The 12670-nt window shown below is 65.4% G+C and carries 13 protein-coding genes and 1 pseudogene; 1 reads left to right on the forward strand and 13 read right to left on the reverse strand.

Going from position 1 to position 12670, the window contains the following annotated elements:
- Window positions 1–88: 88 nt before the first annotated feature.
- Genes scpB through VGE27_RS06335 form a run of 3 tightly spaced genes read right to left on the reverse strand, consistent with a single transcriptional unit; the run spans window position 89 to window position 2056 of the window.
- On the reverse strand, window positions 89–643 hold the full coding sequence (gene scpB, locus VGE27_RS06325; protein WP_331048795.1) for an SMC-Scp complex subunit ScpB: 555 nt from the start codon (window positions 641–643) through the stop codon (window positions 89–91).
- Window positions 618–1367 carry a ScpA family protein gene (locus tag VGE27_RS06330; protein ID WP_331048796.1) on the reverse strand — a complete coding sequence of 250 codons (750 nt, stop codon included), beginning with the start codon at window positions 1365–1367 and terminating at the stop codon, window positions 618–620. The genes scpB and VGE27_RS06330 overlap by 26 nt, the downstream gene beginning before the upstream one ends.
- Before the next feature lie 5 nt (window positions 1368–1372).
- Window positions 1373–2056: a site-2 protease family protein gene (locus VGE27_RS06335; RefSeq protein ID WP_331048797.1), complete on the reverse strand. Its 684-nt coding sequence runs from the start codon at window positions 2054–2056 to the stop codon at window positions 1373–1375.
- A gap of 257 nt (window positions 2057–2313) precedes the next feature.
- On the opposite strand from VGE27_RS06335, the gene rpsT reads away from it, so the two are divergent.
- Window positions 2314–2562 (forward strand): 30S ribosomal protein S20, encoded by a 249-nt coding sequence (rpsT, locus tag VGE27_RS06340; protein ID WP_331048798.1) that lies wholly within the window; start codon window positions 2314–2316, stop codon window positions 2560–2562.
- Between the two features lie 76 nt (window positions 2563–2638).
- On the opposite strand, the gene VGE27_RS06345 is transcribed toward rpsT, so the two are convergent.
- From VGE27_RS06345 to VGE27_RS06390, 10 genes and pseudogenes are all read right to left on the reverse strand, one after another.
- Window positions 2639–3889, reverse strand: coding sequence for a hypothetical protein (locus VGE27_RS06345; RefSeq protein WP_331048799.1), 1251 nt, complete (start codon window positions 3887–3889; stop codon window positions 2639–2641).
- A complete protein-coding gene (locus VGE27_RS06350) occupies window positions 3886–4629 on the reverse strand; it encodes a class II aldolase/adducin family protein (RefSeq protein WP_331048800.1) in 744 nt (247 codons plus the stop codon). The genes VGE27_RS06345 and VGE27_RS06350 overlap by 4 nt, the downstream gene beginning before the upstream one ends.
- A gap of 19 nt (window positions 4630–4648) precedes the next feature.
- Window positions 4649–5950 (reverse strand): dihydroorotase, encoded by a 1302-nt coding sequence (locus tag VGE27_RS06355; RefSeq protein ID WP_331048801.1) that lies wholly within the window; start codon window positions 5948–5950, stop codon window positions 4649–4651.
- Window positions 5950–6909 (reverse strand): aspartate carbamoyltransferase catalytic subunit, encoded by a 960-nt coding sequence (locus VGE27_RS06360; protein ID WP_331048802.1) that lies wholly within the window; start codon window positions 6907–6909, stop codon window positions 5950–5952. The genes VGE27_RS06355 and VGE27_RS06360 overlap by 1 nt, the downstream gene beginning before the upstream one ends.
- 4 nt (window positions 6910–6913) lie before the next feature.
- Window positions 6914–7465: a bifunctional pyr operon transcriptional regulator/uracil phosphoribosyltransferase PyrR gene (gene pyrR / locus VGE27_RS06365; RefSeq protein ID WP_331048803.1), complete on the reverse strand. Its 552-nt coding sequence runs from the start codon at window positions 7463–7465 to the stop codon at window positions 6914–6916.
- An 85-nt stretch (window positions 7466–7550) separates the two neighbouring features.
- A complete protein-coding gene (locus VGE27_RS06370; RefSeq protein WP_331048804.1) occupies window positions 7551–8027 on the reverse strand; it encodes a hypothetical protein in 477 nt (158 codons plus the stop codon).
- 226 nt (window positions 8028–8253) lie between these two features.
- Complete coding sequence (locus VGE27_RS06375; protein WP_331048805.1) at window positions 8254–9480, reverse strand: ATP-grasp domain-containing protein; 1227 nt, start codon at window positions 9478–9480, stop codon at window positions 8254–8256.
- A gap of 62 nt (window positions 9481–9542) precedes the next feature.
- A complete protein-coding gene (locus tag VGE27_RS06380; protein ID WP_331048806.1) occupies window positions 9543–10760 on the reverse strand; it encodes an ATP-grasp domain-containing protein in 1218 nt (405 codons plus the stop codon).
- A 2-nt stretch (window positions 10761–10762) separates the two neighbouring features.
- Entirely contained in the window at window positions 10763–12346 is a 1584-nt protein-coding gene (locus VGE27_RS06385) for a M28 family peptidase (RefSeq protein ID WP_331048807.1), read from the reverse strand.
- 51 nt (window positions 12347–12397) lie between these two features.
- A pseudogene (locus VGE27_RS06390) lies at window positions 12398–12670 on the reverse strand (SDR family NAD(P)-dependent oxidoreductase); the annotation flags it as partial.

Consider the following 12670-nt stretch of genomic DNA (forward strand, 5'->3'; position numbering starts at 1 on the left):
CCAAATCCCTTGGCCGGGCCACGGGAACCGCCCTTCGATGCGGACGATGCGGACTTTCGTGGTCCGCCTCCACTGCGACGCGGGGGCGTCACTCCGGCACGACCGTGGCGTTACCCGCGCCGCGAAGCGCGATGGCGAGTTCGTCGGCGCGTGGCAGCTCTTCGAGATGTCGCAAGGCAAACTGTTCGAGGAACTGGGGCGTGGTGCCGTACAGCAACGGACGACCGATGCCTTCGCTGCGACCCACGATGTCGATCAGACCGCGTTCGTGCAGCGACTTGAGCACCGAGCCCACTGCGACACCGCGGATCTCTTCGATTTCCGCGCGGCCAATGGGCTGGCGATACGCGACAATAGCCAACGTTTCCAGTGCGGCCGCTGACAGCTTCTGTGGACGCACGGCCACCTGGGCACGCTCGATCGCCTCAGCGAACTCCGCGCGGGTCAGGATCTGCCAGCCACCACCCTGCTCCACGAGTTCGACGCCGTGGCCATCCACATCGTAGTGCTCACGCAGTTCATCGACCGCCGCACTCACCGCGGCCGGACTGGCCTCGGGGTCGAGTGCAGCGAGCGCTTCGAGCGAAATCGGTCGAGCGGCTGCAAACAGTGCCGCTTCAAGCAGCTTCGCTAACGGCGTCACGACGGATCTCCACGGTGGCAAAGGGCTGGTGCTGCGCGATGTGCAGTTCGCCCAACTTCGCCATTTCGAGCAGGGCCAGCAGGACAGACAGGATTTGCCACGGTTCGGCGTCGGCGGCGATGAGGTCCGACCAGCGGCAGTGACGACGCATGGCGATGACCGACCGGATGGACGTCATCGCCCCGGCCACGTCGAGCGCGCGCGGAATGACCTCATGCAGCGTGGGTTCCTTGCTCGTGCGCAGCACACGATCGACAGCACCGAGCAGGTCGCCGAGCGACAGCGCGAGCGGGGCATTGATGGGCGTGATGTCCACCGACACCGGCACGAAACGCCGCGCGAACTGATGCCGACGCTCCTCGCCGCGACGCTCGAGCAGGTCCACCACTTCGCGCATCTGCTGGTACTCGAGCAGGCGGCGTACAAGTTCGGCGCGCGGGTCTTCCCACGCCTCCTCACCGTCGGCGCGCGGCAGCAGCATCTGCGCCTTGATGCGCAGCAGACGGGCGGCCATCTCGAGGTAGTCGGCCGCCTCGTCGAGTCCAAGCGAGCCAATGCGCGCCAGGAATTGTTCGGCGATGCGGGCGATGGGGATGTCGTAGATGTCGACCTGCTCATCGCGGATCAGCGAGAGCAACAGATCGAGCGGGCCAGTAAACTGGCTCAGCTCGACGACAAACGACGGCCCCGCGGCCTCGGCAGTACGGAAGTTGGGAGCGATCACGTGGATTACGTGCCGAAGGGGTTTGGCAACAGATACGGAAAGTACACTCGCTCGGCCATGATGCGCAGGAGGTACGCCGGCGAGAGCCAGGCATCCACGAGCGGACGGCCAAACGAGAGTACTGCGAAGAGCACGAGCAGGCCCACCGCGCCCAGGCGCTGATACTGCAGCGACCACCGGGGCGGCAGGAGGTACTTGAAGACGTGCGATCCGTCGAGCGGCGGAATCGGGATCAGGTTGAACGCGGCCAGGATCAGGTTGATGAACACCCCGGCGATCAGCATCTGCTGCAGCACGCCGAGCGGGCGCAGCAATCCCGGAATCTGCTGTCCGAGCAGGCCCACGAGTATGACGAGCGGCACACAGGCGAACGCGATGCCGATATTGGTCACCACACCGGCCAGCGAAACGATGATGTCACCACGCCGGTAGTTGCGATAATTGCGTGGATTCACCGGCACCGGCTTGGCACCACCAAAGATCGGCCCCCCCAGAAACGCGAGCATCACCGGCAGGATGATGGTCATGAAGGGATCGATATGCTTGATCGGGTTGAACGTGAGCCGCCCGAGTTGATAGGCGGTCATGTCCCCCTGTTTGAGCGCCGCGTACCCGTGTGCGTACTCGTGGGCGACCATCGAGAACAGCAGCACGGGAAACACGAGGGCGAGTTGCTGGGCGAAATCCACCGAGGCACCAGAGGGGGGCCGCCGACCGACTGGACGCCGATGAGCGGGGACGCGAATGCAAGCAAATCCGGACCGGAAGGTAGCCCGTGGCCGGAGGGGTGTCAAAACCCGACGCCGGTCCGTACCCCTGTCACGCCAATCGGATCGGTGCATTGGCCCCGCTTGACCCCCGACCGGGTTCTGGGTATTTTCTTCGGTCTGTTCCGCCACACATCCCAAGTACCGCGTAACTCAAGAAGCAGGACCAGGAGCTTTTCGTGCCGAATATCAAGTCTGCCAAGAAGGACCTTCGTCGGTCGCGTGCGGCTGCCGTCCGCAACCGCGCCCAGCGCTCGGCGCTTCGTACCGCCGTGAAGAAGGCCCGCGTGGCGACTGCTGCTGCGGCCGATCGTCTCACTGCCGTTTCGCTTCTCGACCGCGCGGCGCGGAAGGGGCTGATCCATCGCAATGCAGCGGCGCGCGTGAAGAGCCGCCTCGCCAAGCAGGCGGCAGCCAGCGCGGCCTGATTTTTCAGCCCGCTCAACGCAGAAGGCCGGACTCTCCAAAGAGTCCGGCCTTCTGCGTTTTCACCGCCGCGTTCCGTCAGAACGCGGCCAGCTCCCCACCGCAGCGCTCACAGTACCACTCGGTCGGCAGGTTCATCGTGCCGCACTCGGTGCAGCGCAACGTCTTCTGCTGCTCGCCTGACGCTGGACGCGCGCCAGAAGGCGCCTGATGTCCACCATGTGAGGGCGCCGGCGGCGCTGACGGTGACGCCGCACCACCCGGATCGATCACTGAGCGCAGGAACGCGAGGTCATCGAACGGGTCCGCCGCATTGGACGGCGGTGTGGCCAGCGCGGTGTTCACGTCCATCTGGCCCGGCCCCTTCCCCTGCGGCTGCACCACCGGCGGCTCGATCTCCACTTCGATGCCATCCAGCGACTTCACGAAGCCTGGATCCGCGGGCGCTGCGTTCTCGGAGAAGAGGGCGAGCGCATCATCGAACTCCACCGGCGGCGCACCGATCGCATCGGGCGACGGACGAGGCGGCAGCTCGGTGACCAGGTTGATCTCGGATGAAGGCAGCGAACGCGACGGCATGCCGTTCGGCACGTCGAACAGTGCGCTGACATCTTCGGCGTCTTCATCATCGAGCGCGGAGGGCGCAGTTGGTGCCGCAGCTTCGGCGGCCGGCAATACCGAGTCGCTGCCCAACGGAGTAGCCGTGGCCACCGATGCGAGATCACTCACCAACGACACGGTGACGAATTCGTTCACTGCTAGCGTCGGCACGGCAGATACCGCAGCCGGCGTCGGTACCGAAGCGGACGGCGCATCAGGTTCGATTTCCACGCTCACCGAGATCGCTTCGACCGGCTCGGGCTCAGCAACCGGTTCGGCAACGACCTCAGCCTCCACACGAGCGCTGGCCAGCAGCGTGCGCACCTCGTCGACTTCGGTGAGCAGCCCGTCGCGTTCCTGGCCGAGTTGCTGAATGCGCTCCTCGACCTGGGCGCGGACTTCCTCCCAGCGGGTGTCGTCGAACTCGCCGACTGCGGTACGCAGCATGGCTTCGACCCGCTCGTCCTCGAGCGACGACAACGTGCCCTCGAGATCGGACAGACGCTGGTCGAGCTGCGCACTGAGTGAGGTGAGGCCGTCGACATGGGTGTGCAGCTTGGCCAGCACTTCATCGCGACGGGCGCTGTAGTCACCGAACACGCGCTCGAACACGCGCGCAGGCGTTTCGGCCCGACGTGCTTCCAGCGCCGTCAGCCAGTCGTCATAGCGCTGCCGTTCGGCAACGAGGACGCGCACTTCTTCGATGGACACGACGTTCTGCTCCGTCATAGGGATCGGGAGGAAGGCTCGGAGGGAAGCTCACGCGAACGGTGAAGCGAGGCAAGCGCGGCGGCTTCACCGGCGGGGAGCTGCTGCTCTCCCCCCAGCAAGCGCGCCACGGCAACGATGCGTGCGGCCTGCTCCACACTCTCCATGCGCAGCAGCGCGTCGGTGAGCGAGCGCCCCACTGCGGTCACGCCATGATTCGACAACAGGAACACCTCATGCGCTGCGAGAAACGGTTGCAGGGCCGCAGCAAGTGCAGGAGTGCCCGGGCGCCCATACGGCACCAGAGCCACCGGTCCCACAATCACCGGCACCTCCGGCAGCACATCGGCTGGCAGCGGCACACCCGCTGCCGCAAACCCGGTGGCTACCGGCGGATGCGCATGCACGATCCCGTGCACATCCGGCCGTCCGGCATAACACGCCAGATGCATCCCCAACTCCGACGAGGGGCGGAACGGACTGTCACCTGGTGGCCTGTCGGCATCGTCACACAACGGGCCCTCTGGTGGTGTCCCGTGATGCGCCGAGCCATCGGCGTGCACGCGCAGCACCTGCCCCGCGTGGATGCGCGCCTTATCGACACCGGACGCCGTGACGAGGATGGTGCCATCGGACAGCCGCACCGACAGATTGCCCTCGGCACCGGCCAGCAAACCACCGGCATGCAGACGACGACAGGCCAAGGCGAGAGCCTCGGCCTGTTCGGCGACTTCCGCAAGCAGCCCTGTGACTGTGCTCACAGGGCGGTGCTCATGCTGTTCACGCGAGGCGATACACCACGCGGCCACCCACCACGGTGAGCAGCGTCTGGCCGGTGAGCTCGTGGCCACCGTAGGGCGTGTTGCGTCCCTTCGACTTGAACTGCTTGGGATCGACCGTCCACTTCTTGTTCGGGTCGAACACCGACACGTCGCCAATCGCGCCACGCGTGAGCGTGCCGCCCGGGAGATGGAACACCTTGGCCGGCTTGCAGCTCATCGCGTCGATCATCTGCGAGAGCGTCAGGACGCCGCGATGCAGCAAGTACGTGCAATTCACGCCCAGTGCCGTCTCGAGGCCGACGATGCCGTTGGGGGCATCGGCGAACTCACGCTCCTTCTCGTCGTAGTGATGTGGCGCGTGGTCCGTCACCAACAGATCGATGGTGCCGTCGGCGAGGCCTTCCTGCAGCGCATCGATGTCTTCCTGCGTGCGCAGCGGCGGGTTCATCTTGGCGTTGGTGTTGTATCCATCCACCGCCGCTTCCGTGAGGGAGATATGGTGCGAGCACACTTCGGCGGTCACGTTGATACCGCGCTCCTTGCCCCATCGCACCAGCTCCACCGACCCCTTGGTGGACAGGTGGCACATGTGGATGTGGCCACCGGTGCGCTTGGCGAGGAGAATGTCGCGAATGACGTAGATCTCTTCCGCTTCAGCGGGAATGCCCTTGAGGCCGAGCTTCGCGCTCATGAGGCCTTCGTTCATCGAGCCGCCGCGCGCGAGCGTCATGTCTTCGCAGTGCTCGGCCACCGGCACATTGAACGCGCGCGCATACTCGAGCGCGGTGCGCATGAGCTGCGCGCTTTCCACCGGCCGGCCGTCATCGCTGAACGCGACGGCACCCGCCTGCACCATCTCACCGAACTCGGCGAGTGTTTCGCCCTTCTGGCCGAGGGAGATCGCACCGTAGGGATAGACGCGCGCAAAGCCCGCGGCCTCGCCCTGCCGCTTCACGAAGCCCACCGTGGCCTGGTTGTCGGTCACCGGCTTGGTGTTGGGCATGGCCGCCACACCCGTGAAGCCGCCAGCCACGGCGCTGTGCGCGCCTGTAGCAACCGTTTCCACATCTTCGCGGCCCGGCTCGCGGAGGTGGATGTGCACATCGAGGAGGCCCGGCGCGACCACAAGGCCGCTCACATCGACCACCTCGGCACCGTCCGGCGTGCCGATGGCGCTGCCGGCATGTTCGATCACGCCGTTGCGCACCAGCACATCACCCACGACATCGAGCCCCTGCGACGGGTCGACAATGCGACCGCCACGCAGCAACAGATCACGCGACTGTGTATGCGACGACATCACGCCACCCCCTTCTGCGCCGCATCGGCAAGTTCGGGCTTGCCGCCGGCAAGCAGATAGAGCACGGCCATGCGAACCGCCACGCCATTGGTGACCTGATCGAGAATGACCGAGTGCGGGCCGTCGGCCACGTCACTGTCGATTTCCACGCCGCGATTCATCGGGCCAGGGTGCAGGATAAGGATATCACGCGGCGCACGTTCCAGGCGCGCACCGGTGACGCCGAAGACGCGGTTATACTCGCGTAACGACGGGATGTAGCCGGCCTGCATGCGTTCGAGCTGCAGCCGGAGGACATTGAGTGCATCGGCCCACTCGATAGCGGCTTCGATGCGGTCGAACACGGTGACGCCCATCTGTTCGATGGCGTTGGGGAGCAGCGAGCGCGGGCCACACACAGCCACTTCGGCGCCCAGCTTGGTCAGTCCCCAGATATTGGAGCGCGCCACACGCGAGTGCAGCACATCGCCCACGATGCAGATTCGCTTGCCGGTGAGATCACCCAGCCGATCGCGCAGGGTGAGCATATCGAGCAATCCCTGCGTGGGATGCTCGTTGGTGCCGTCGCCCGCGTTGATGACGTTGGACTCGATGCGTTCCGCGAGAAAGCGCGCCGCCCCGGAGGCGGGATGGCGGATGACGACCATGTCGATCTTCATCGCCTCGAGATTGCGCGCCGTGTCGACGAGCGTCTCCCCCTTCGACACACTGGAACCGGCCACCGCCACGTTGACGGTGTCGGCACTCAGACGCTTCTCGGCGAACTCGAACGAGATGCGCGTGCGGGTGGACGCTTCGAAGAAGAGATTGACGATGGTGGCGCCACGGAGCGTGGGCACCTTCTTGATGGCACGTTCGGAGATCTCGCGAAACGGGACCGCCGTATCGAGCACCAACCGGATCTGCTCGGCCGAGAGCGGCGCGAGTCCCAGCAAGTCCTTGCCGAGGGGACCAGCCATGCGCTCAGGCCTCCTCGTCGCGCGTCGCGATCACCACTTCATCGCGTCCATCGAGTTCGCTGACGAAGACATCGACGCGCTGATCCTGCGCCACTTCCACCTTGCGGCCGACGACATCGGCGTGGATGGGCAGCTCACGTCCACCGCGATCAACGAGCACGGCCAGCGCAATGCGCGAGGGCCGGCCGAAGTCGGCCAGTTCATCGAGCGCCGCGCGCACCGTGCGGCCGGTATAGAGCACGTCGTCGACGATGACCACGCGCTTGCCGTCGAGCGTCCACGGCAGCGTGGTGGCGCCGACGACCGGTCTTGGTCCGACCGTCTGCAGGTCATCACGATACAGCGTGATATCGAGGGCGCCGCTGGCGACTTCGACCCCTTCCTGCGCGAGAATGATGCGCACGAGACGGTCGGCAAGTTGTACGCCGCGACGCTGGATTCCCACCAGGACGAGGTGATCGGTCCCGGCGTTGAGTTCGACAATCTGATCGGCCATGCGCCGCAGCGTGCGATCGAGAGCACGCGCGTCGAGCACGACAGCTGGCTTTTTGGGCATGGCTGGCAATATAGGGACGTGAATACAAAAAGGGCCCGCGATGACTCGCGGGCCCGATGTGTGGAACACAGTGCGCCGGATCGGCTCACCACTCCCGATTGGTGGCCGGCGGCTCCGCGCCCGTGGGCTTCGGCGTGAACAGGCCGTGCAACGGCGAAAGGTGCCGCGCGGCGGTGCGAGCCGCGCGCAGGCGGGCCCGGTCGACCGGGGGGACCATGCCGCTGGCCGCGTACATGGCGATATCGGCAGCGGCTCCCAGCGTGGCGGCCGCGAATCCCTGCGACCATTCCGGACCGTACGGGTGGCTTTCGGCCCGCTCCTCCACACCACGACCGAAGGCGAGGCACTTGTCAGCCGCCTCGCGCAGGGAGCGACTCGAGGCCAGATGTGCGACCACCACGTGATAGCCGTCGCGACGGCCCATGTGAAAGGTGGCCGGAGATGCGGCGTCCTCGGCCGGCGGGTGCACCACCCCGGTGGCGATTCCGGTGAGCATCACGCACAGCTGGGAGAAATAGCTGCGGATCGGGTCAACCGACGGCTCTTCAAGAATCCTGGACATGGCACCTTGGCGGGTGAAAGACAGCGCGGACGGCCCCCGGGCCATCCTCAGCCCAGTTGAGGGCAAACCCCGTGCCGTCACTTGGTCGCTTTCACGGGTGGTGGTTCCCCTCTGAAAATCGTTTGCGTCCAATGGCAGAGTCCGCCATTCGTTGCGGGCGTCCCACCATCGTTGAGGCGGCCGCGCCACATGACCGAGCGCGTGTTGCCGCCGCAAGTCAGCGGTGTCAGCCGGCGTACAAGTGCAAATCGGTGCCCACGAAATCGGCCAGATCCTGCGTGGTTTGCCAATCCGGGTGCCGAAGCGTGATGTAGCCATCGGACAGCAGCGTGCTTTTCCAGTCGCGTCGCATGGAGCCGATGGGCAGCAGGTCAATGGCGCAGATGGCGTCACCGCACCGCGCCTTGATGCGATCCAGGCCCTCGATGCGATGGATGCGTCCCTGTCCGTGTGCGCGCTTGGTGATGCACGCGGCGTTGTACTTGCGCTCGATATCGAGCGAGAACGTGCCAAGCAGCTCAGCCTCGGCCCAGCCGCGGAACAGATCCACGTCGCTGGCGAAGTTCATCAGGTCCACTGTGCGCGCACCCGGCGGACGCGCCGCGATTTCGCCAAACACCACTTCACCACTGGCCTTGCGGTACCACTCCATGTGCGTGAAGCCGGTGTCGTAGCCAAGCACCTCGATGACCTGCTCGCCGAGGTCGCGACCACCGGCCACCCACGGATCATCCACGTGCCGGAAACTGAGAGTCTGCGGCGAGATCCATTCGTTGGTACGGGCAATCAGCGGACGCGGACGGTAGTAGCCGATGTGGAAGTACTTGATATCGCCACCGGCACAAATGGTGTCGTACGTGAACTCTTCCCCGTCGATGAACTCTTCGACATCCACCACCGCGATGTGCCCAAGCTGGGCGATGGCGGCGGCGACCTCCTTCTCGTTGTCGCAGCGGAAGGTGTCCTGCGACCCGGCGCCGGCGATGGGCTTGATGATGAGCGGGTAGCCCACCTGCTCCGCCGCTGCCCACACCTCGGCGGCATTGCTCGCGACAGCATGATGCGGCACACGCACACCGCCCGCCGAAAGTGCCTGCTTCATGAGGTCTTTGTTGCGAAAGCGCAGGGCCTGTTCGTACGACTGGCCTGGCACGCCCAATGCCTCGCGAATCTGTGCCGCGACTTCCACACCGGGTTCCCAGAGACAGCACACGCGATCGAGCGTGCGATTGCCAAGCCAGCGTCGCAGCTGCGCGATGGCCGCATCGGTGTTGGTGAAAAGATCGGGGATCTGCGCGTAGTCACTCAGGTGCCGACGCGCCATCTCGGGCAATTCGTTGGCCGGTCCATTGGCGACGCCCAGCACGGTCGCGCCCTGCTCGGATAGTCCACGCGTGAAGTGCGGCATCTCGCCGGGATAGCCCGGCGTCAACATCAGGACCGTCTTGGACATCGCGGGGTGGGTTGAAGAAGTCGGAGTCTTGCATCGCCGCATCGAGGACGATGCGTCGGTGATCAGGCGAGTCGGACGCGAACCGTGGACACGATGAGCGAGAGCGCGCGCTCGACGACGGACGTCTCCGGGTGCCGGACGATGATGAACCCTTCGCCCTCATAGCTGCCGGTTGGTGCCTGTCCGGGGTGCGGTAAACGCACGTCGCAGACCATGTGTCCCAGCTTCTGCTGAATGACCTGCAGGCCCTCGATGTGCGACACCCGTCCAGCGCCCTGCCCTCGCAGGTACGCGGCTCCAACGGCGTAGCGGCGTTCGGGGGGCGTGAACGTTCCGTGGATCATCAGGCGCACCCACGCATCCACAAAATCGATGTCGTTGGCGCGCGAGATCATCGTGGTCATGTTCGCGCCCGGCGGTCGGGCCGCGATTTCGCTGATGGCGAGCGTGCCGTCGGTCCGGCGGAACCACTCACAATGCGAGACGCCCGTCGTCATGCCGAGCGCCGCGAGCGCCTCTGCCCCGACCGCACGGATGTCGTCGTACTGCGCGTCATCCACTTCGCGCGGCAGCAGCACCGTCCACTGGATCCAGGGATTCTCCAGTACCTCGAGTGGCGTGGGGGCGTAGCGGGTGATCGAATGCCACACGGCCCGTCCGTCGATGCAGACCGTTTCCAGCGAGTGTTCGGTCCCTTGCAGGAATTCCTCAGCCAGCATCGGGTCGGTGGACGATGGTGCATAGCGCACCAGGATCGACTCGAGCTCACCGGCATTGCGCACCCGCTCGGTGGATCGCGCCCCCGCGCCAGCCGGCGGCTTCACCACGATGGGATAGCCCACCTGTTTTGCGAACTGTTTGATGTCGGCAGCTGAGGTGATCAACGCATGCCGTGCAACAGGAACTCCCGCGGCGCGGAGCACGTCTTTCATCCGTGCCTTGTCGCGAAACTGATGTGCCGATTCACTGGGGAGGCCCGCGATGCCCAGTCGCTCGCGCACGATCGCCAGTGGCAACTGGGCCTGCTCATACGCACCGAAACATCGCGCGATCGCACCGTGCCGTTCGCCCAGCGCACGCACGGCGCCCTCGAGTTGTGCGGCGTCGGTAATGTCATCGATTCGCCAGTGACCCGTCAGGCGTCGAGCCAACGGCGGTGCGAGCTGTTCCAGTGGTTGCTGGCTGACGACGGCCAGTTCCACATGGGGCACATTGAGCGTCGCCTCGATCATCTGAGTTGCGGCCGGCGAAAACATCGGCGCCACGAAGATCACGAACATGGTCAGCGCTCGAGTTTGAAGCCGGGATCGATCGCGGGACGCTTTGGCGCCGTCGCGACGAACCAGCCGGTGAGATACATCCACTTCGTCATGCGGGTGAGCTTGGCGTAGTCGATGCGATCGGGCTTGTCGCGCGGTGTGTGGTAGTCGGGGTGCAGGTTGGTGCTGTACATGACCGCTGGAATGTTGAGACGGGCGTACGGCACGTGATCACTGCGGAAGTACCAGCCTTCCGGATGTGAAGGGCGATCCCACAACGAATCGAGAATGAACTTGCCGGTGAGCGCGTTGGCCCGGATGGCCATGTTCACCAGATCGGACGAATTGCGATGTGGCGGCTGCACACCGAGCAGCGTAGCGGTGTCGGGGTGATTGCGTCCAATCATGTCGCCATTGAGCACGGCGACGATGTTTTCGCGGGGCACCACGGGATGCGCCGCATGGTAGCGTGATCCCAGCAGGCCGCGCTCCTCTGCGCCGTGAAACACGAACAACACCGAGCGCTTGCCGGGCTGCTTCACGAAGGCGCGCGCCGAGGCGAGCAGTGCCACGCTCACCGATCCATTGTCGTCGGCGCCCGCCCACACCGAATCGCCGTCTACTTCATAGCGCACGCCATCGTGGTCCTGGTGTGAGCTGTACAGGACGTACTCGTTGCGCAGCGCCGGGTCCGTGCCACGAATGACACCGACGATGTTCACCGACGGCGTTTCGAAGCGCTCGAGTCGCACATGCGCTTCGAAGGCCGGTGATTGCTGCAACCGGGCTCCGGTGGCACCACGCACAAGAAAGAACGGCGTGCCAGCCTGGTTGGCCGGCACAGGCATCGGGGCTCGCGTAGGCTGTGTGGCGAAGCGCTGCGCCGCGCGATCGACTTCGTAGCTGCCGCGCGAGCGAATGGAGGCGAGTCCGTCGAATGCCTTGTCGGTGGTGGCATCAGCCACCATGATCACCGCCGCGGCGCCCCGACGCGCAAGGCGCTGCGTGGTGGTCTGTATGGCCGCGTTGGCGTACCGCACCTCGGGCGAGTTGGTGGTCGTGCGGATACTTGCCTCGTTGGGCGCCACAATGGATGTGGCCACCACTTTGCCGCGCACATCGATGGTGCTGTCGGCACTGTTGGCCAGCCAAAGCACCGGCCCCGTGACGTCGGCACTGCTGCTGCCCAGGGGGAGGAAGTCCTTCCACACCTCGATCGTTTCGCCGCCAATCGACGCCTGCGTGGACACGGTCGACACGCGCGTGCGGATCATGTTCCACCACTGGAAGTAGCTGCCATCGTCGCCGATGGGCTTCACGCCGATCTTTCGCATTTCGTCGGCGATCCACATGGAGGCGCGCATCTCATCAGGCGTGCCAGCTTCACGTCCCCGCATCCCGTCGCCAGCCAGCGCGTACAGGTCACGCTTGAGGTCGGCCTGGCGGATGAGCGTCATCGCGGCCGGAACCTCGCCAGGGCGAGGTCGGGCCGCGGCCGTCGCTTGTGCCTCGAGACCGGTGGGCGCCGCGGTCAGGAGAAGCGTGAATGCCAGCGCCGTCGTAGGACGAGCGATCCCGCGGGTACCCTGATGCAATGTCGTGATCATCGATCGAAGCGAGGATGTCAGGACGGGTACCCGGCGGGACCACGTCCGCGTTCACTCCGATGTTGCAGCCAGTGCGTGCCGAACCGCAACAGGCAACGGTGTCGTCGGGCGGCCAATCAGCACAGAGAGTTGCCGGCGGTCGTCAAACAGCGCGCCCTTCGCCGCTTCCACGTCCCAGCCGGCAATGGCCTGAGCAAATCCTTCGGGGATGCCAAATCCCGCGAGTGTCTTGGCGTACTCCGCTCCAGGCAGGTCGCGGTACGGGAGGTCACGTCCAGCCTGTCGACCGATTTCGCCGGCCAGGTCGGCGAGCGTCACCGCCTC

The organism is Gemmatimonas sp. (assembly GCF_036405635.1).
GTDB lineage: Bacteria > Gemmatimonadota > Gemmatimonadetes > Gemmatimonadales > Gemmatimonadaceae > Gemmatimonas.